Here is a 17647-nt window from a genome sequence, read left to right on the forward strand (position 1 = left end):
GCGGTGGAGAAATGATTCGAGATAGAGGAAATATCAAATGGACGGCAATGATGTTGCCAGAGCATGTGGAATTGCTCCGTGAGTTGAAGGAAGAACAGACACGTAAGGGCAAGCCGGAGCTTGATGAACAAAAGCTTATGGAAATGAATGATACCATTTGTGAAGCGATGGTAGACAATGAGTGGCTGGCATTCACATATTATGAAAACTATGATTACCATTGCTTGGTTGGGAAGGTTCATTATTTTGATGAAATGAGAAAAAGACTTCATATTGTTGATTACTTTGAGGAAAAGCATCTTCTGGCGATTGAGTATATTGTTGATGTAAGAGTGCATGATTCATTGTAAGAGGGAATAAATTACGTAGAATAGGGAATCCTTTTTTTATTAGAAATAGGCAGGATTAGGTGTTTATGTTTTTGTTGAAAAGTTCACATGAATGCCTAAGAAATCTAACAACAAATCTTGTATACTAACAGTGAAAGAATCAAGTAGTAAAATAAAAAAAGAATAGGAAGTGAATTGAACGTGATCGTTCAAGATTTAGTAGAAACCAAACAATACTTTGTTGGAGAAACGAAGCCGGAGTTCTACGTAATTTATGGAAAGTACGAAAATAGCGATGCGATGTTCCGCGGAAAAGATTTTCACATGAGTGAGATTGAAATCGAAGAGGTTGTGAAAGTGTTACATGGCGATGAGCATCATTCGTTACGACCGATTGAAAGCTATACGATCGGAGAGGATTACCCTTCCATTGATGCCATTTTAGCTAAAGTAAAACAGCAACACCGAGATATTTTTATATAAACAAGGAAATGGAGTGAAAAGGAATATGACCTTTTCGCTCTTTTTCTTGAATTCAATGAAGGGCACTGGCGCCGCTCGCTGTGCAGTGCTTCTAATAAAGAGGGCATGGTAAAAGTTAAAAACCGAACTTTCCCAGCGCCCTCCGGCTTTGCTGTTTTTCTTATTAGTAATATAATGATATACATTGCTAGCGCATAGGATATAAGAAGCCTAATTACAGGGGTGTGGAGCATGTGAGAGTCATTACAAATTGTTCTTACTATTTGACGTTTATGTGCTGGGCAGCATTCATATTGATTACATTTTCTAGCGTACAAGCACTTATCAAAGACTTAACAGGATTGTCCCCTCTTTATCTTGTGTTTTATGTGACAGTTGTTGTTTTTTTAATCGTCATTTTAGGATGTTTCACGGGTAAAGACTGGTTTGCTATGGTGAAAAGTGTAATTAGTATGGTGTTATGCTTAACATTACTATGTTGTTTAGTGTATCTTATGTATGTAGGATAATGGTACAAGGTGAAAAGGAGGAGTTACGTGTGGAAGAAAAGCGAAAACGAGTAGCATTAACGTTTGATGATGGTCCTCATAAAACAGTGACCGTTTCTATTTTAGATGAGTTAGAAAAAAGAGGAGCAAAAGCGACCTTTTTTGTATTGGGAAATCGTTGCCGTGAACACGTTGACATTTTGAAAAGAGCGATGAATGGTGGAAGTGAGATTGCCAACCATACATGGAATCATCCAGATCTTACGTTTCTAACAGCTGATGAAGTGAAACAACAAGTCGAGGATACTCAAGCTGTATTAGAAGAAGTTATAGGTTATCAACCGATTGTCTTTCGTGCACCATATGGGGCAATCAATGAAAAGGTAGTTGAAGCACTGACACTTCCGAGTATTATGTGGTCTGTTGATTCAAGAGATTGGGCCGTACAAGATAGAGATGCTACTGTCAAAGAAGCTCTTACTAATGTGAAAGATGGGTCAGTTATCTTACTTCACGATATGTATGAAAGCACAGCAGAAGCAGCAGCAATCATTTTAGAAGAGTTGTCAAACCAAGACTATGAATTTGTCACAGTAAGTGAGCTTTTTGGCTTTGAACAGGATAGAGAAAATGGGAACGGGGTTTATTACTCTGTGGAAGAAACATCCTCCGAGGGCAACTGATTGGTGTCATAGACAGTTGCCCTCAACAGGGAATTAGCTAGCAAGCGGTGGAACATTGTTTTTTGGTTTAGGGTTGTTGAATTTAGTTAAGTTGAACTTTGTTCTAAGGTAAGGAAGAACGTAACGGTCGCCTCCAATGCGGCCTGCGTTTGCTCCTGCAGCTAAGATAAACATGCTGATAAGAACCATCCAAGGATTAGTAGAAATTGTTCCTGCAAACATAAAGCTGAAGTTCATGACAACACCGAAGAATGCGGCTGCACTTGTAAACACTCCAAGGATTAAACCTAGACCAACTAGGACTTCTCCCCATGCGACTAAGAAACTAAACACTCCCGCATACGGAATCGCAAAAGTCTCAAGGAAGCTAACGAAAGTCGGATACACCATTTGCTCCATGTGTAACACCGGATTGGCTACAGCACCTTGTAAATATCCACCTGCATGAAAGTCACCAAATGCTTTTCCCCATCCAGCAGAGAGCCATGCCCACCCAAGATAAAGTCGTAAGAAAGTTAGAATAATTGCTGCGTATTTGTTTTCTCTTAAAAATGCTCCAAACATGAAAATCACTCCTCTTATTTTTTTGTGATTCTTTTCACAAAGAGCTTGTGAACCGTTTCACATTCTCTTTATATTTTTATTGTATATACATTCATCGTTTTTGGCTACGCTGTTCAAGGCTTTGTCACAGAAAATGTGAGAAAGCCAGACACATTTTAGTCAAAATCGATAAATGAAATTGCCGCATAGGAGAGAATACGGTAAGCTTTTAGTAGAAAAGAAAGGGGATATAACGATGAAACGAGTGTTATTTGTTTGCTTAGGGAACATCTGTCGGTCACCAATGGCAGAAGCGATTTTTAGGAAAAAAGTAGCGGAACAAGGGTTAAGTGATACGATAACGATTGATTCAGCAGGAACAGGCAACTGGCATGTAGGCAAGCCACCACATGAGGGGACAAGAAGCATTTTAGATGACTATCAAGTCAGTTATAGTGGAATGAAGGCGCGCCAAGTGATCCAAGAAGATTTACAATCGTTTGATTATATTATTGCAATGGATGCAGAAAACATAGGTGTGCTACGCTCAATGGCAGGTCATCAAAAAACAGGAGAAATCGCACGCTTGTTGGATTTCTTACCTGAAAGTGACATAGCTGATGTACCCGATCCGTATTACACAGGTAATTTTGAAGAAGTATATGAGCTTGTAAATGCTAGCTGTGATAACCTACTAGACTATATTAAAAAATCATTATAAGAAAAAAAGTACCTCATCCTGAAACAATGCAGGGAAATGAGACGTTTTATAGAGGAGGAGGGAGTGGAAATTGAAAAGAAGAATATTGAGATTTGCGTTGTTGTTCCTATTTGTTATCGTGTTTACGGGTTGTACGTCAACGGAAAGTATGGAAGACGAAGGCTGGAAGGAAAGTTCTTTATTTGAGTCAGGGAGCTACACGATGATTGGCGAAGAAGGAACAATAGGGTTTATCTATGATGATGATATGGTAAGTAGGTTTTATCCTAATAAAGTTCAGAGTTATATGTGGCACTTTTGGGGAAGTGAAGAAGAGGTTACTGGAAACCTTTTAGTGACTGCAATCCACGAAACAAGCGGGGAAGAAATAACAGTTCTTCGTGGTAGGTTGAAAGAAGGTGGATCATTAAATGGCGCAGACCAAAGCATGCCGTCGAGCATGTCGCTTCCAAAAGAAGGCATGTGGAAATTAGATGCCTTTATTGATGAGGAGTTATTCGGCACTATTTTTGTAAGAGTACATACGGAATAAGAAGCAGTGGTAACACTCCTATTCGTTAGCGGATAGGGGTGTTTTTTCATTCAATTTCAAAGGAGAGATAACAAGAAGAGGAATCTATTCTTAACGGACGCAGATGCCTCTATTTCCTCTAAAAGCGGATGATTTTAAATGTATCGGACACAGAAGACCTTATTATCATAGAAAAAGGTGAAAATAGACTGTTTTCATTAAAATAGGGTCATTGGTGTCCGTTACAAAAAATAAAATGAAAAAAAACGTAAAATAAGGAATCTCCTGTCCTTTAGAGATAATAAAATATTGCATGCCCTTCATAAACAACACTATGAAGGACACGAGTGTCTACTTGAAATTATTATGATTCAAGTAATTGGTCAACTGGAACGGTCATTTCATCTTCTGGACTATTGGCTTTAAACACACGGGCAGTAGCTTCATCTTCATTGACATGCTGAATCCAGACCGGAGTCCCGTTATATTGAACATTGATTTCTTGCGGTGATTCAATAATTTCTTGAGCGCGTTGAACATTCATCGTATTCCCTCCCTTTTCTTAAAATCGTCGTTTTCATCCTCATTATTCACATCTCTATCTGTTATCATTCGTCTATTCAAGACAAACCTATTTCCGCTATCTCTAAGTGTTATAGAAGCTTGTGTATGAAGGCGCTTACCTAAAAAAATAGTCACAAGCACATAAATTACTGAATATGATGGGTTATGGGTAGGAACCCAACCGGAGTTATAATTTATCCTAAGGGGTTGAGATATATGTGTGGAATTACCGGCTGGATTGATTGGAAGCGTGATTTACGTGGTGGGCAAGACACCATTAAGAAAATGGCAAAAACATTATCGCTTCGAGGTCCAGATGATAGCAATGTGTGGAGCACGCAGCATGCGGCATTCGGACATACGCGTTTGGTCGTTGTTGACCCTGAAGGTGGTATTCAGCCAATGACGAAGACGAGTGAAAATCGCTCGTATACAATCGTTTACAATGGGGAGTTATACAATACAGAAGATTTGCGAAAAGAGCTTCTCCAACGAGGGCATACGTTCAAGGGGCATTCTGATACGGAGGTTTTACTTACTTCTTACATTGAATGGGGATTCCATTGCTTAGAAAAGCTAAATGGAATTTTTGCATTTGCGATTTGGAGCGACCATGACCAAAGCATGATGATGGCACGAGACCGTCTTGGAGTAAAACCGTTGTTTTACTCCATTCAAAATGGACGCTTGTTATTTGCTTCAGAAATGAAAGCATTGCTGGCTCATGACTCAGTACAACCGATTGTTGATGAAACAGGGCTATCCGAAGTGCTTGGGTTAGGACCATCTCGTTCTCCAGGTAACGGTGTTTTCCGTGATATTCAAGAATTACGTCCGGGACATGTGATGCTTTATGATCGCAACGGAGCAAAAATCAGTCGCTATTGGAGCTTAAAAAGCAAGAAACATACAGATAGTGTCGAGGAAACAGCAGACCATGTGCGCTATTTATTAACGGATACGGTCGAACGCCAGCTCGTCGCGGATGTTCCAGTCGGTACGTTTTTATCTGGAGGAGTAGATTCTAGTGCATTAACGGCCTTAGCGTCGCATGTATTTGAACAGAGCGGACGTGGAACGTTACGAACCTATTCCGTGGACTATGCAGATAATGATAAATACTTTAAAGCCAATGATTTTCAACCTAATTCAGATGGTCCATGGATTAAAAAGATGGCGGACGAATTCGGTACGGTTCACCAAAATCATGTGATATCGATGGAGAATCTTGCAGGCTACTTAAAAAAGGCTGTAGAAGCTCGGGATTTACCGGGAATGGCTGATATTGATTCAAGCTTACTTTGGTTCTGTGAGCAAATCAAAAGCGATGTAACGGTTGGGCTGTCTGGCGAATGTGCAGATGAAATCTTCGGGGGATATCCTTGGTTTCATAAACCGGAAGTGATGAATCTGGATGGTTTTCCGTGGATGCGCTCAATTGAAGAAAGAGAAGCGTTGCTTAATGATAAGTGGAAAACGAAATTAGATCTTCAACGATATGTTCACGACCGTTACCGTGAAACAATTGAAGAAACACCACGATTTGAAGAAGATAATTCAGAAGAAGCACGTCGCAGAGAAATCTCATACTTGAATATTATCTGGTTTATGACAACTCTACTTGACCGAAAAGACAGAATGAGTATGGCTGCTAGTCTTGAAGTCCGAGTTCCATTTGCGGACCACCGATTAGTCGAGTATGTCTGGAATATCCCGTGGGAAATGAAACAATTAGAAGGCCGAGAAAAAGGGATCTTACGAAAAGCCTTAGAAGGCATTTTACCAAACGAAGTCTTATATCGTAAAAAGAGCCCATACCCAAAAACCCACAACCCATATTATACAGAAGCCGTAAAAGCTGAGATGACGAAGATTCTAAAATCAGACTCCCCACTGTTTGACATCGTCTCAAAGCAAAAGCTAACTGAAATCACGGAATCCGGCGGATCATCTTTTAAAACACCATGGTTCGGGCAGCTGATGACAGGCCCACAACTCATCGCGCATTTTATTCAAATGGACCACTGGATGAAGACGTACAATGTGGAGATAAAAGCATAAAGATAAGAAAAAGCGCCTGAGGGGCGCTTTTTTTGTGCTTCGAAAGTGAGGATTGGGTTTATCTATTCGTGTGGATTTAACTCCTTTGAATGTTAGTTATTGAAAAAAAGAGCGTGCATAGCTAAGAATCAAGTTCGTATGACGATTAGTTATGTGAATTTATTTAAATATGTTAAAGCGATTCAACTATAGTTATTTAATAATAATGTAAATATTATGCTAGATTAGACAAAATAAAAAATAGTAGAAAAGGAGGAGAAAATTACATTTATTAGAATATATATGTTAAGAATCATCGAAATGAGGTGCTGTCAATCCTAGAAGATGGCTCACAAGTCTTGGTTTCAATTGATGGTCAACTTCATAATGGAAATTATTTCACAGGAACTCAATTTATTAATGTGAAATAAGTTTAAACAAAGGGGCTAAATGCTCCTTTGTACTTTAAGATAGGGGAAGGAAGTGAAGCAAATTAAATCTGTAGTTGGAGCGGTCTTAATATTATTTGTTTACTATTGGCTTGGGATAAACTTAGAAGGTACAATATTCTTTCATGATGCATTACCACAATTTTATGTAATATCCGTATTAGCTGTTAGTTATGTCGGTTTTCATGTTTGGTACTTTTATAAAAATACTATTGTTTATTGGCTAATGCTCTCACTAGTGCCCGGAATTTTGTTTGTATTATTTAATCAACCACCAGAGGAACCACGAGGATTTAATATACGAGGAGTAATGTTGGCACTGTTGTGTGTTATTCTAGTTGGTACCCAAATTTTCACTTTAATCGTTTATTCTGTTTTAAATAAACTAAAGGGAAAAGAATTCTAGATTCCAAAAGGTGTTAAACATTTAATGCTGAGATATAACATTTTGTACAATACTTGTACACTTTATATTGTGGACTTACGAGTGGTTCGGGCAGCTGATGACAGGCCCACAATTAATCGCCCACTTTATCCAAATGGATCACTGGATGAAGACGTACAATGTGGAGATAAAAGCATAAAGATAAAAAAGCGTCTGTGGAGGCGTTTTTTTTGTGCTTCATAAACAAAGAAGATACCAAACCAACACGTAATTAAGATTCTTGCTAATAGAGAAGGATATATTTTCTATTTTATGGTATCTTTAGGTATAGAGAACTATTTCATCAAAAAAATGTATTTGTAAACATAGGGGGAAGATATGAAGGTAGCAAGAATATTATTTTTTTTAGTAGGATCAATTTTTATAGTAGCTTCTCTGCCAATAAGTTCAGGAATTATGCTAGAGCTGTATACTATCAAAAATATTAGTGACAAGTATACTATTACTAGTATAAATGGTGGGGATGATTTTACTGATTCAACGATCTATTCTTTTAGGGGGAATATTATAGAAATTGAAGAAGAGTTAAAAGAGAGTGTGATTTATAAAGATCTGTTTGATAATTATATTGGGATCGCAGACGTAACATTAAAAATAAATGGAAAGGAAATAGAGACACTAAAAGACCATCCTATAAGGACTGGTTATTATTCTGGTTTAAGTAGATACTTTGGAGAAGTTGCTTTTTTACTTTTAGGTGATAAAAAAAATAACGACACTCAATTCGTTGTGCTCCTGAAAAAAACAAAGGAGTTTCTAAAAGCAAAGCCAAATGGTGATTTAGAAGGATGGGTCCCGATAGAGGAATTAGACTATACGATGATTACTTTGGATAGTGAAGGAAATATAGGTAATACATCTTTTAACTTGACCGAACGAGATGCTTTACAAACACATCTACTTAATGAGGGGAATGTAGTCCCTCATACTATTGGATACCACAATCAATACATGTCCGGATATCTGTCGTTACTATTCCCTATAGCTTTCCCGTTTGGTACATTACTCATAGGGATTATCTTATTACTTGTTGGTTTTCTAATTAAAAGGAAGAAAAAATTAGTATCTTGATAGATATCCAAAATGATAGATTTAGTGCTTATGGAAGATACGACGCGCCTGATCCTGTTAAGGTTGACGTATGTTAAGACGCGTATACTAGTATCAAAAATAATTGTAACTCAAAGTAATTAGGAGGTTATTCAAGTTGAATTTAGATAGTTCTAGCGTATATTTTTACGATCCAATTTACATTTTCTTCTTATTGTTATTTCTAGGACTCATCTATATACCCTTATTAGGCATTAGTTTTTTTAAAGTGAAGTTAAGTATAATAGGAATTGGTTTACAATGTCTCTCAATTATCATTTATTTACTTGTTGGTATATATATGGTTCAAAGAGGATACTATCAAGATGGTCACGCAACTGACCAGTTAATATATTCTAGTTATGGCTTCCTTGAATTAATTTTGTTAACATACCCATATATATTTTTAGCATTGGCTACAACTATTGGAAAAAAAGATTGACTATAATTCTATAATTCATTTAAAAAATTTAGCCAAATTGTTAATGTCCACGTATGTTGAAGGAAAAATTTTAACTGTAATATAACTCATGGTTCGGGCAACTCATGACAGGTCCGCACCTTATTGCCCACTTTATCTTTATCCAAGTGGACCACTGCATGGAGACGTACAATGTGAGATAAAAGCATAAAGACAAGAAGAAGCGCCTGAGGAGGCGCTTTTTTTAAGTTTTGTGGATATCATCTTGTTTTTGCTCGAACTTATCTAAGTAGACAATAAACAATCTTATTACGTATTTTGCTAAGGCAATGGTAACGAAAGAATGAAAGCCTGTCCAGCCTCTATTGTATTTGATTAGTTTCGTATTCCTTTCAAACCAAAGTTCGAGTATTGCTTGAGGAGCCGCAAAGAATAATACTTTCCAGATAGCGTTGTGCCAGTTGTCATGTAACGTAAATCTACAGTACCAGGTTGTAATTAAAGAACAAATAAAATAATCGTATATAATGCTACTCTTATAAATTTTTGGAAATAGTCTAACGGGATATCTTAAATAACCATTCGTTGCTAATGCTGGTGCAACAAACACATTGGTGTAGGAATTAATTAAAAAACACATAATCCACTTTTTATAGTCTTTTCCTATAAAGGATAATGGCGTGAGGAGAACTGCAGAAATGGCAGAAATCAGAAGTACTTTTTTCTCGAATTTATTCATCATAATAATCACCTTTGTGTAAGGTTTCCCTTATGAATGTATTGGAATAAGGGGTCCTGTGATGTGCAAAAGAAATGATAAGCTAGGAATGGCCCCCTAGCCTCTATATAATTGGTCAACTTTTTTATTTATCTTGATTATGTATGCAATAATGAATGAGCTAAAGATGGTAGTTAAGATTGCACTTCCTACTCCCAACCAAAGTATACTAACAAGCTTTGCTTTATAGTCTGGAAACATGTTTTTGCCCCCCTTAATAAAGAATAGTGTTAGCATTTCCAAAAATTAAATTAGTATGTGGAAAAAAACTCTTAGTTTGACTAAGAGTAGCAAATGCATTGAGAGGGACACAGTTTTTTAATGCAAAACTACTCAATCTAAATTATAAATATATACCAATTATAGTATTTATATTAAAATAATCGATATATTGCTAGTGATGAGGAGAGATACCTTGAGAAGAAGAATAAAAAGTTTATTACCGATTATCGGGGCTTCGTTTTTGCTAATTATCACTGTAGTAAATATCCTTTTGGACAATGCCTTTTTGATTGGGACTGTAAGTATGTTATTATTTTTACTCATTGTCATATTATATTTTTTATCTTGAAAGTACAAATCTTTACATGTTATTTTAAAAAGGAAAATTACAAGTCATGGAGAATAGGTAAAAGGTATCTATCTGGTTCAACAAAAGGAGTTCATTATGAATAAACAAAAAAAGAAAACACTTATCACTTGGGTCATTAGTATCGGAATAGGAGCTATTGTCGGATTTATTATAGGAATAGGGGCATCAGCCATTGATATTCCGCCTCAATATACGATACTCCCTTTTTATGTGAATATACCGATTGTAATAGTCACGTATCTTTTGGCGGTCGCTTTACACGAGCTTGGACATGCCTACAGTTTTTCAAAGAATGGGATCAAGGTAAGGGCAGTTATTATAACGTCATTTCTTTTTATGAAGGAGCAGGGGCGTTGGCGCTTTCAATTTAAACCAAATGGTGTAACAGCCATTGGTGGCATTGCTGTTCCGGATGTAGATAGTGTCAAAGATGATGATGATTTTCGTATGAAGCAAGCGAGCTTTGCAAAAGCGATTATTGCAGGTCCAATTGCTTCGCTTATCTTATGGGTTGTAGGTGCTTTTGCAGGTATAATTATTATACTTCTCAGCTCTAATGTCTATGTTCAATCTGGATTTTTTACATTTTTAGTCTCGCTAACATTAATTACTCTCTTTTTACTCGGAACAAGTTTTATAAAAAATGATATAGCAATTGGTGATTTCCCTGCTTATAAAATGATGAAACACGACCGTTTTTTTGTGGCGATGCAATTATATCAATATGCGATTTTTTCATCAGAGCATGAGAGAGTAAGACGAGAGAATGTGTTTTTGCAGGAACTTATCTTAGAAGAACTTGAAAAAAAGCTGGAAACCAAAGACACTCATATCTACACGCTTAGTGTTGTGGATAGTTTGCTTGTTGAGTTTTTAATAGGTCGACAAAAAGAACTTCCTCAAGTTGTAAAAGAATACCTCGAGTTTATAGTGGACGATCCGAAGGCTCTCTCTAAGGTAAAAAGCTCGGAGTTAACACTAATAATCTATTCTCATATTTTAAGATGGCTAAACGAAGACGAAGCCTTTAAAATGAAAGCTCTTGAATTGTATGATGAGATAAAAAACGATATCAAACCGAATACGATGATACGTAAGTATGTGTTGCGGCAAGCAGAGCATGTATTAGGCTTAGCAGACCATTCAGAGTTCCTACAAGATAAAAGAAACATTTGCTATTCGCCAGCACATGGAATATGGAAAAACTTTGAGGGATATTTTGTTGATGAGCTTGCATTAAATCAACGGACACCCAAAGAAAAGGCCCTATGATGTCAGAGGGCCTTTTTTCTTGGTTTATATTTCTGCCCGATCGAGAAAATGAGAGGTGTACCAATAATCGTAGGCAAAAACCAAACAAGTAGAACCGGTAATTCGTTTAAGAGAGGAATTTTAGCAATGTTGACGACTAAGACGGCAGTGATTATCGCAATATAGGACCCAAGCATTCCCCCAATATGAATGGCTAACCAATTGTTACTTCTTTTTTTTGATGCTATATATCCAAGTAAAGCCATAGAGTAAGAGAAAATACCAATATAGAAAAGGTATGCACTTTCATTCCAATGAAGAATGGCCATAGTAATAGAGGTTAGAAAGACAATCACATACGACCAGTGATAGGTTTCCCCGGAACGCGAGTGCGTTCCTTTTCTCTTTTTTGTACACATGGCAATTAAACCCGTTACAAGGCAGAGAAAACCAGAAATGATGTGAATGAGTAATAAAAAGGTAAACATTGTGTTCCTCCCAATATCGCTATGTTGATGCGATTCTTTGTTTCGCTGTTTGATGTTTTGATGAAACCTCTTGCTGACCAATGGCTTGTGCTAAACCAAACAAAGGCATATTCCCATAAAAACATTCATAGGTTCCTGGGGTGATAACATAGGTTTCATGATAAATGCCAACGGCTGAGTTATTACCTACCTTTGCATAGAAGTTTCCCCAAGCTTTCAGATGTGTTTGTCCTTTGGCGTATGCTTCTAAATGTTCGACTGATTTCCAATACTGAACCATCATTGTTGTTCGAACACCCATCATGCTTTCCATGGAAAGGAATCCGAGTTGTTGATTGCGATACAACTCTTGAATCATGCCTGGCATCGCCAGAAATACAGGTAACCATTTGTGTACTGCCCACCATTTGTTGATGCGCATTCCAATGATGAATACTACAATATCCTCACCAGGCTTTGCCATAAACCGCCCAGTATGAATTGCTTTTCCCATCCTAATAGCCTCCTTATTTTGCTTCTAATTGTTCAATCGTAGCTTTACACCATTCAATTATTGATGTAGTTGTTCGTTTTCCGTAATCTAATGTAATTAACCAAAAGTTTGCATCGGGAGCATGGGAGAGTGTAGCGTTAATCATTTCTTCAATGCCTACGTATGTTTCATACTGTTCTTCATATTTACGTTGATACTCTTTAATGTGTTGAATGGCTTTGTCGGGTAATTGATGTCTACTAAAAAAGAGTTTAAGGAGCAATTCATTTTTTTCGGTGGGGATGTCAGTGATTTCTTGATGCAGCCAACTTTTAAGTACTTCATCACCTTTAGCAGTAATGTGGTACTCTTTTTTATCAGGTTTTCCTTGCTGGGTGGTTTCGGATACTGTTGCTAAGCCTTCTTCTACAAGTGCCTTCAATGTCGGATAAATCTGGCCATAACTAATTTTCCAAAAGTGGGTAAGGCTTTGATCAATCATCTGCTTGATGGCATAGCCCGTACGGCACTCGGTTGTAAGTAAGCCAAGAATAGCAAACTTCGTGTGGTTTACTTTTGCCATAACTGCCTCCTATATCAATTTGATATGTATCATTTAGATATATAATAACAAATATAAAGTGAATTACAACATGAATAGAAAAAATAAGGAAATAGTAGGAGTAGTGTTATCTTGTTTGGCATTACTGAAATCGTACTAATAAAGAAGGAACGAGAAAGGAGGAAAGTAAATGTTTAAACGAAATAGTACTAATGATACTCCAAATAATTCAGCGAAAAACAATTACGAAAAAGCGAAATCGACACCAATGGATGGACATACAAGTGAAAAAGGAGCAAGAGCAAAGACGTTTGAAAATAAAAGATGAGACACGCGCGATATAAAAAGGGGATTAAGAAAGTTTATCGTTAACTTTCTTAATCCCCTTATATTTATCCGACCTTTTTATCCATTTTTTCAAGTATGGCATCAAAGTTCTTTTTCGCAGTTGCATAATCAAAATCAATGTGAGTTAAAAAATAGTAAAGAGACCCATTCAATGATTCATTACGAATAATAGAAAAGACAGTTGGTTTTTCATGTTTCAGTAACGTCATGATTTCAGTTGTAGGTAGTGTTACATGTTTAGTAGTTATTTTAGTGAAATTTCTAATAAAACTTTTATAATGAATCACAGACGATTTTTCGTCAGGTAATGAAACCCTCATTTTTTCAAACTTTAACAGCGCTTTCTTTAGTTCTGGCTCGTAGATTTTCATTGTTTTCCCTCCTTTGATTTAAAGTACCTATAGAAAAACCAAAAGGAGGTATTTCATAGGCAACTGGCGAGCATAGGAAATTCCCTTAGCCCCTTTAGCTTTGCGTCCTTATTTTTCAATAAGTTTGCCTTTATCATTTGTGTCTATAGTACTATACTTTTTGCGCTACTTTCAACCTAAAACTATTGACTGTGAAATTTTACTAAGTAGATATACATATATGACTTTGCTATGACTTTATTATGACAATTTTCTCTGTTGTTCTCTGAGTTTTTTTCTATAATGATACTAAGGGGGAATGATGTATGGAAAGTGTTCGCTGGAAATTAAGTGATGAGCTTTTACTAGAAGCGTATCAAAAAGCTATCAATTTAAATCTTGAACCAGATTTCATCAAACTCTTATCCATTGAAATACAAAAAAGAAATATATATGAGAAAATGAAATGCTCCTGTTCTTAGGAGTTTTTTTTGTTGGAAATGATTCAGAACAACGGTAACTATTCGCAGCATTTTAGGAGAAATTGATTTTGGAATCCTTCACGAAAATTCGATAAAAACATCTAAAAAAACGACTATTTTCTTCCGTATAAAGAAAGGGAGAGGGTTGTTATTTAAATATAACAATAAAAATTTGTAGAATTTTATCTTTTTCTCTTGTTCTTAATCGAATAGTATAGTATTCTATATAAAGAACAAAGAAAAGGTGATAACAATGGTCATTACGAAATGTATAGAATTATTTCATAAAAATGGAAGAAAATATTTAATAAAAGACATTCCTATTTTTTGTAGTGAACTTTTATTATTAAACTATTACTTAGAAATGTTAATTGATGAAATAGAGCAAAATTGTAGACCCAAAACACATTATTCGTTTCATTCCTTTATTATTGATAAATGTGGCCCTGAAGAATTTAATCGAATGATGGAAAGAAAAAAAGATAGGATTAATATTTAGATGACAAAAGAGACGCCCTTTGGAAGTACTAAACTTTCAAAGGGCGTCCTTTTACTTATTTGGTCCGTTTTACGCATGTGATTTATTTGTTCGACCCGACTGAATTAACCAAAGATGCTGAAGCATTTCAGAAATCGTTAATGCTATAGCTGTTAATACAGCTCCACCAATGGTTACGGTTGCGGTTGGAAACAAAAGAGAAGCATAATATACAATTATTGTCGCTGCAACAAAATCTGCAACCGTACTAATCCATAGTGTTCCTTTCTTAAGAATGACAAGTTCCATTGTATGTCCTGCGATGGCAAGGATCAAACCCACAATAATTGGCTGATAAATAGTTGCATAATTTACGTTCGGAAAGACAAAAGAAGCTAATATGACAAAGATTGGACAAACGAACAATTTGACAATAAACCCAGCCATGAAAATCTCCTCCTTTAGTAGTTTTTATTATCGTTTCCTAATATGGATTATTTATGAATAATCAAAGTGATACTTTTGATTTAGGTTTTTATAAAAAAACATAGTAAATTTATCCTATTTTTAAAAATCATGTAGGAATTTGTATTCATTTGGCGAAATGTGTATATACCATCCAATGGCTTTTATACTAGAAAGGAGTTTCTAAATGGAATCATGTAAAAAGTGTGGGGGACTAGATTCCCACATCGACCTATATTATCTAGATCACAACAACGATTATCGCAGCCAAACTGAAGTTGAAGAGTATATTCAACTTCATCCAGGTGCAAACATAGATGAAATATTTAAAAAAGTTTTTTTATGCGGAATGTGTTCATTCGATATAAAGTATAGTCTCAAAGTATAAGGAAATATGATACAATAGTAGTATTATTAAATGAAGAAAATTCATATAACCATCGGATGAGAAGTGATATAACAAGTTTCATAGGATATCGTTATAGGCAATGTCAGTAGTCTCTCTAATGAAGTAGGGGGGCTTTTTTCTCATGATGGGGAAGGGGAATTAATGTATAAGGAAGAACATTTTATTTGGCACAAGACTCCAATTGCTTTTTTTCCTATATTAAAATCAAACGAAGTGCAAACGTCGGACTTTATTACCTTTGGTTTTGGGAAAGAAGACCAAATGCGACAAGGGATTGTCATTAATAATAAAATCGATAAGTATCAATCAGTTTCTGAGCAAATTTGGGAAATGGATGACGAGCAACGGAACCAATGGAAACAACAGTTTTCAGTAATGAACAATCCGGTTATCTATATAGAAGACTTATCTCCAGATACATGCTTAGCTATTCTGTTGTTTCATAATGTCGTCTCTCAATCTTCTGTAAACATTTCTTACGACTGGATTGAGTATACCAATCGTTGGAAAACAGGTGATGTCAAAACTACAGGATTGCCTTTTGAGTCTTGGGGTTGTTTACATAATGCGTTAAGTCATGACTATTTTGAATTTAAGTCTGATGGTACTGTCAATAAGAATCGTCTACAAGATGGATTTTTCTCATGCATGTCGTTTTTGCTTGATTTAGTCACTCGTGATATTTCACCTTATCAAGTATGTAGCTTACCGAATAGTAAACAATATCAAAAAGCAAAATCGCTATTGCGGCATGAACAGCACGAATATATGCATTCCCTGCAACAGGCTGAACTTATCCAACTGGAATTGCCTTTAGCTTCCTCAGCAAAATCAGTGATACTTGATTCTTTTATTTCACTTGAATACACGTCACAAGGAGTTCATAAAGCATTTCTCCGTACCGATGAAAAGAACAGTTGGTTTCAATCAGGGTTTGGTTTAATGGCGATTCATAGACCCCAAGCAGCTGGTACAGGAAACGACATGGTCATTTCGGTTGACCCTACATTAGGAGTGAACTTAAAAGAGTTATGGTTAGAACTAGAGCGGAAAGAAGATGAAAAATGGGGAAGTTCTCGCCCGACAGACGACCCGCGTTATGATAATCATCGCTCAAAAGCAAATCAACCTTGGTATGATGAAAATGAGAAATGCACACTAGTCGCTGCTCCAAAGCGGTTATCGGACAATGTATTAGGAAGTAAACTAAGTTGGAATGAAGTCATTGAGACACTATGGAAAGTATATTCACCGATAACAAATATCAAGGTACATCAGTTGAATCAAGACGGTACACACGAAGGGAAAGAAAGGTACCCTCATGAGTGTGAACCGATGGTTAAACAAAATGAAAAACAAATGCTGGCGATGAAATGGTCATTAAAAAATACAAAAGCGATGGTGCTATTTCCGAGCTTGCAAAAATATTTAGCTGCATGTGCAAGTGGTAGAGAACAACAAGAGTTTCCAAGACTAGAAGAATTACCATCGGAGAAAGCATTTGACATACAACATATTCCTGGTGGGTTTGTTGTGATTCATAAAAATGGAATTTTGTTCTTTGACGATTGGAGCAAAGAGCATTCCAATCTTCATTTATATAAATTAGAGTTCGAACATTTGCTAGTTCGTTATAATACGGTTACAGAATTGTATGGAGAAATCAAAGACCAAATCCAAGATATTAGAGAAAAGTTATATCGGAAAAACAAAAGTTTTTCTGGGAGAGAAATTAATCAATTGAACGACCGGCTCACAAAAATAAAACTAGCGTTGAGAGAAACGTTGATGAACACAATGGTTTCAGGGGATGGGAATCTTCTACTTTTTCGTGAAAAAGTAGAGAAACGCTGGGGAATTGACCGCAAGATTGAGGAATTGTACGAATCCGTTGCTGAAATTGATAACATTATTAAAAATTACATTGAATCTCATACGAGTCGGTTGATTAATGGAATAACAATTTATGGTTTCCCGCTCGTCCTATTCTCTAGTTTATTACAGTTTTTATTTGGAGGTAGTACAACGAGTGAACAAATTTTAACAGGTTTCACTGCGATATTTTCAGCGTCTATTCTTGGCATTCTTCTCATCCGGTTTTTTGTTACTAGGAATACAGTTGAAGAGACAAACGAGGATAATCCAACTCAATAGAATCGTTTTGTAGAATAGCAATATAAGGTATAATAGATTACAAATAGCTCAT

Annotated in this window: 25 protein-coding genes and 1 riboswitch; of the genes, 16 read left to right on the top strand and 9 right to left on the bottom strand. The window is 36.2% G+C overall.

The window, feature by feature from the left end; translation table 11 throughout:
* Positions 1-11 precede the first annotated feature (11 nt).
* From BK585_RS08810 to BK585_RS08820, 4 genes are all read left to right on the top strand, one after another.
* Complete coding sequence (locus BK585_RS08810) at positions 12-350, top strand: YolD-like family protein (protein ID WP_078553087.1); 339 nt, start codon at positions 12-14, stop codon at positions 348-350.
* Positions 351-524: 174 nt separating this feature from the next.
* On the top strand, positions 525-812 hold the full coding sequence (locus tag BK585_RS08815) for a hypothetical protein (protein WP_170885518.1): 288 nt from the start codon (positions 525-527) through the stop codon (positions 810-812).
* A gap of 233 nt (positions 813-1045) precedes the next feature.
* On the top strand, positions 1046-1321 hold the full coding sequence (locus tag BK585_RS23685) for a hypothetical protein (protein ID WP_139367529.1): 276 nt from the start codon (positions 1046-1048) through the stop codon (positions 1319-1321).
* 29 nt (positions 1322-1350) lie between these two features.
* Positions 1351-1983: a polysaccharide deacetylase family protein gene (locus BK585_RS08820; RefSeq protein WP_170885519.1), complete on the top strand. Its 633-nt coding sequence runs from the start codon at positions 1351-1353 to the stop codon at positions 1981-1983.
* 33 nt (positions 1984-2016) lie between these two features.
* On the opposite strand, the gene BK585_RS08825 is transcribed toward BK585_RS08820, so the two are convergent.
* Positions 2017-2547 carry a DoxX family protein gene (locus BK585_RS08825; protein WP_078553090.1) on the bottom strand — a complete coding sequence of 177 codons (531 nt, stop codon included), beginning with the start codon at positions 2545-2547 and terminating at the stop codon, positions 2017-2019.
* Between the two features lie 235 nt (positions 2548-2782).
* On the opposite strand from BK585_RS08825, the gene BK585_RS08830 reads away from it, so the two are divergent.
* Together BK585_RS08830 and BK585_RS08835 are read left to right on the top strand one after the other, a co-directional pair.
* Entirely contained in the window at positions 2783-3247 is a 465-nt protein-coding gene (locus BK585_RS08830) for a low molecular weight protein-tyrosine-phosphatase (protein ID WP_078553091.1), read from the top strand.
* A gap of 70 nt (positions 3248-3317) precedes the next feature.
* Positions 3318-3779: a DUF4871 domain-containing protein gene (locus BK585_RS08835; protein WP_245805803.1), complete on the top strand. Its 462-nt coding sequence runs from the start codon at positions 3318-3320 to the stop codon at positions 3777-3779.
* A 343-nt stretch (positions 3780-4122) separates the two neighbouring features.
* Here BK585_RS08835 and BK585_RS08840 read toward each other — a convergent pair whose 3' ends face one another.
* A complete protein-coding gene (locus BK585_RS08840; RefSeq protein ID WP_078553092.1) occupies positions 4123-4302 on the bottom strand; it encodes an H-type small acid-soluble spore protein in 180 nt (59 codons plus the stop codon).
* A gap of 236 nt (positions 4303-4538) precedes the next feature.
* Here BK585_RS08840 and asnB point away from each other — a divergent pair, with 236 nt between their 5' ends.
* From asnB to BK585_RS23965, 4 genes are all read left to right on the top strand, one after another.
* Complete coding sequence (gene asnB / locus BK585_RS08845) at positions 4539-6383, top strand: asparagine synthase (glutamine-hydrolyzing) (protein ID WP_078553093.1); 1845 nt, start codon at positions 4539-4541, stop codon at positions 6381-6383.
* Between the two features lie 462 nt (positions 6384-6845).
* Entirely contained in the window at positions 6846-7217 is a 372-nt protein-coding gene (locus tag BK585_RS08850) for a hypothetical protein (protein ID WP_078553094.1), read from the top strand.
* 357 nt (positions 7218-7574) lie between these two features.
* Positions 7575-8327, top strand: a complete 753-nt coding sequence (locus BK585_RS08855) for a hypothetical protein (RefSeq protein ID WP_078553095.1) — start codon at positions 7575-7577, stop codon at positions 8325-8327.
* Between the two features lie 136 nt (positions 8328-8463).
* Positions 8464-8787, top strand: coding sequence for a hypothetical protein (locus BK585_RS23965; protein WP_078553096.1), 324 nt, complete (start codon positions 8464-8466; stop codon positions 8785-8787).
* Positions 8788-9010: 223 nt separating this feature from the next.
* On the opposite strand, the gene BK585_RS08865 is transcribed toward BK585_RS23965, so the two are convergent.
* Positions 9011-9508 (bottom strand): CBO0543 family protein, encoded by a 498-nt coding sequence (locus tag BK585_RS08865; protein WP_170885520.1) that lies wholly within the window; start codon positions 9506-9508, stop codon positions 9011-9013.
* 93 nt (positions 9509-9601) lie between these two features.
* Entirely contained in the window at positions 9602-9745 is a 144-nt protein-coding gene (locus BK585_RS23970; RefSeq protein ID WP_170885521.1) for a hypothetical protein, read from the bottom strand.
* A 214-nt stretch (positions 9746-9959) separates the two neighbouring features.
* Here BK585_RS23970 and BK585_RS23975 point away from each other — a divergent pair, with 214 nt between their 5' ends.
* Positions 9960-10115, top strand: a complete 156-nt coding sequence (locus tag BK585_RS23975) for a hypothetical protein (protein ID WP_170885522.1) — start codon at positions 9960-9962, stop codon at positions 10113-10115.
* 96 nt (positions 10116-10211) lie between these two features.
* Positions 10212-11408, top strand: coding sequence for a M50 family metallopeptidase (locus BK585_RS08870; protein ID WP_078553098.1), 1197 nt, complete (start codon positions 10212-10214; stop codon positions 11406-11408).
* A 2-nt stretch (positions 11409-11410) separates the two neighbouring features.
* Here the strand turns inward: BK585_RS08870 and BK585_RS08875 are convergent, their stop codons facing one another.
* From BK585_RS08875 to BK585_RS08885, 3 genes are read right to left on the bottom strand one after another with little or no spacing between them, the layout of a single operon-like run.
* A complete protein-coding gene (locus tag BK585_RS08875) occupies positions 11411-11875 on the bottom strand; it encodes a DUF2306 domain-containing protein (RefSeq protein ID WP_078553099.1) in 465 nt (154 codons plus the stop codon).
* Positions 11876-11894: 19 nt separating this feature from the next.
* The gene (locus BK585_RS08880) at positions 11895-12368 is read right to left on the bottom strand and encodes a DUF4188 domain-containing protein (protein WP_078553100.1); all 474 of its coding nucleotides are present in this window, start codon (positions 12366-12368) and stop codon (positions 11895-11897) included.
* 13 nt (positions 12369-12381) lie between these two features.
* On the bottom strand, positions 12382-12930 hold the full coding sequence (locus BK585_RS08885) for a PadR family transcriptional regulator (RefSeq protein ID WP_078553101.1): 549 nt from the start codon (positions 12928-12930) through the stop codon (positions 12382-12384).
* Between the two features lie 169 nt (positions 12931-13099).
* Here BK585_RS08885 and BK585_RS23980 point away from each other — a divergent pair, with 169 nt between their 5' ends.
* Positions 13100-13237: a hypothetical protein gene (locus tag BK585_RS23980; protein ID WP_170885523.1), complete on the top strand. Its 138-nt coding sequence runs from the start codon at positions 13100-13102 to the stop codon at positions 13235-13237.
* 64 nt (positions 13238-13301) lie between these two features.
* Here BK585_RS23980 and BK585_RS08890 read toward each other — a convergent pair whose 3' ends face one another.
* A complete protein-coding gene (locus BK585_RS08890; RefSeq protein ID WP_078553102.1) occupies positions 13302-13628 on the bottom strand; it encodes a hypothetical protein in 327 nt (108 codons plus the stop codon).
* A gap of 55 nt (positions 13629-13683) precedes the next feature.
* A riboswitch (cyclic di-GMP riboswitch) is annotated at positions 13684-13767 on the bottom strand.
* Positions 13768-13933: 166 nt separating this feature from the next.
* Between BK585_RS08890 and sda the strand changes: the two genes are divergently transcribed.
* The gene (sda, locus tag BK585_RS08895) at positions 13934-14089 is read left to right on the top strand and encodes a sporulation histidine kinase inhibitor Sda (protein WP_078553103.1); all 156 of its coding nucleotides are present in this window, start codon (positions 13934-13936) and stop codon (positions 14087-14089) included.
* A gap of 253 nt (positions 14090-14342) precedes the next feature.
* Positions 14343-14588: a DUF2535 family protein gene (locus tag BK585_RS08900; RefSeq protein ID WP_078553104.1), complete on the top strand. Its 246-nt coding sequence runs from the start codon at positions 14343-14345 to the stop codon at positions 14586-14588.
* 69 nt (positions 14589-14657) lie between these two features.
* Here the strand turns inward: BK585_RS08900 and BK585_RS08905 are convergent, their stop codons facing one another.
* A complete protein-coding gene (locus BK585_RS08905; RefSeq protein WP_078553105.1) occupies positions 14658-15014 on the bottom strand; it encodes a DUF2512 family protein in 357 nt (118 codons plus the stop codon).
* A 568-nt stretch (positions 15015-15582) separates the two neighbouring features.
* On the opposite strand from BK585_RS08905, the gene BK585_RS08915 reads away from it, so the two are divergent.
* On the top strand, positions 15583-17595 hold the full coding sequence (locus BK585_RS08915) for a hypothetical protein (protein ID WP_078553107.1): 2013 nt from the start codon (positions 15583-15585) through the stop codon (positions 17593-17595).
* Positions 17596-17647 lie beyond the last annotated feature (52 nt).

The sequence above is a fragment of the Bacillus alkalicellulosilyticus genome, from assembly GCF_002019795.1.
In the GTDB taxonomy this organism is placed as follows: domain Bacteria; phylum Bacillota; class Bacilli; order Bacillales; family Bacillaceae_F; genus Bacillus_AO; species Bacillus_AO alkalicellulosilyticum.

What these genes read in the sequence shown, in the direction of transcription:
- BK585_RS08810 (WP_078553087.1), top strand. Translation starts at nt 12, where the DNA reads ATGATTCGAGATAGAGGAAATATCAAATGGACGGCAATGATGTTGCCA.
- BK585_RS08825 (WP_078553090.1), bottom strand. Translation starts at nt 2,547, where the DNA reads ATGTTTGGAGCATTTTTAAGAGAAAACAAATACGCAGCAATTATTCTA.
- BK585_RS08830 (WP_078553091.1), top strand. Translation starts at nt 2,783, where the DNA reads ATGAAACGAGTGTTATTTGTTTGCTTAGGGAACATCTGTCGGTCACCA.
- BK585_RS08840 (WP_078553092.1), bottom strand. Translation starts at nt 4,302, where the DNA reads ATGAATGTTCAACGCGCTCAAGAAATTATTGAATCACCGCAAGAAATC.
- asnB (WP_078553093.1), top strand. Translation starts at nt 4,539, where the DNA reads ATGTGTGGAATTACCGGCTGGATTGATTGGAAGCGTGATTTACGTGGT.
- BK585_RS08855 (WP_078553095.1), top strand. Translation starts at nt 7,575, where the DNA reads ATGAAGGTAGCAAGAATATTATTTTTTTTAGTAGGATCAATTTTTATA.
- BK585_RS08865 (WP_170885520.1), bottom strand. Translation starts at nt 9,508, where the DNA reads ATGATGAATAAATTCGAGAAAAAAGTACTTCTGATTTCTGCCATTTCT.
- BK585_RS23970 (WP_170885521.1), bottom strand. Translation starts at nt 9,745, where the DNA reads ATGTTTCCAGACTATAAAGCAAAGCTTGTTAGTATACTTTGGTTGGGA.
- BK585_RS08870 (WP_078553098.1), top strand. Translation starts at nt 10,212, where the DNA reads ATGAATAAACAAAAAAAGAAAACACTTATCACTTGGGTCATTAGTATC.
- BK585_RS08875 (WP_078553099.1), bottom strand. Translation starts at nt 11,875, where the DNA reads ATGTTTACCTTTTTATTACTCATTCACATCATTTCTGGTTTTCTCTGC.
- BK585_RS08880 (WP_078553100.1), bottom strand. Translation starts at nt 12,368, where the DNA reads ATGGGAAAAGCAATTCATACTGGGCGGTTTATGGCAAAGCCTGGTGAG.
- BK585_RS08885 (WP_078553101.1), bottom strand. Translation starts at nt 12,930, where the DNA reads ATGGCAAAAGTAAACCACACGAAGTTTGCTATTCTTGGCTTACTTACA.
- BK585_RS23980 (WP_170885523.1), top strand. Translation starts at nt 13,100, where the DNA reads ATGTTTAAACGAAATAGTACTAATGATACTCCAAATAATTCAGCGAAA.
- BK585_RS08890 (WP_078553102.1), bottom strand. Translation starts at nt 13,628, where the DNA reads ATGAAAATCTACGAGCCAGAACTAAAGAAAGCGCTGTTAAAGTTTGAA.
- sda (WP_078553103.1), top strand. Translation starts at nt 13,934, where the DNA reads ATGGAAAGTGTTCGCTGGAAATTAAGTGATGAGCTTTTACTAGAAGCG.
- BK585_RS08900 (WP_078553104.1), top strand. Translation starts at nt 14,343, where the DNA reads ATGGTCATTACGAAATGTATAGAATTATTTCATAAAAATGGAAGAAAA.
- BK585_RS08905 (WP_078553105.1), bottom strand. Translation starts at nt 15,014, where the DNA reads ATGGCTGGGTTTATTGTCAAATTGTTCGTTTGTCCAATCTTTGTCATA.
- BK585_RS08915 (WP_078553107.1), top strand. Translation starts at nt 15,583, where the DNA reads ATGTATAAGGAAGAACATTTTATTTGGCACAAGACTCCAATTGCTTTT.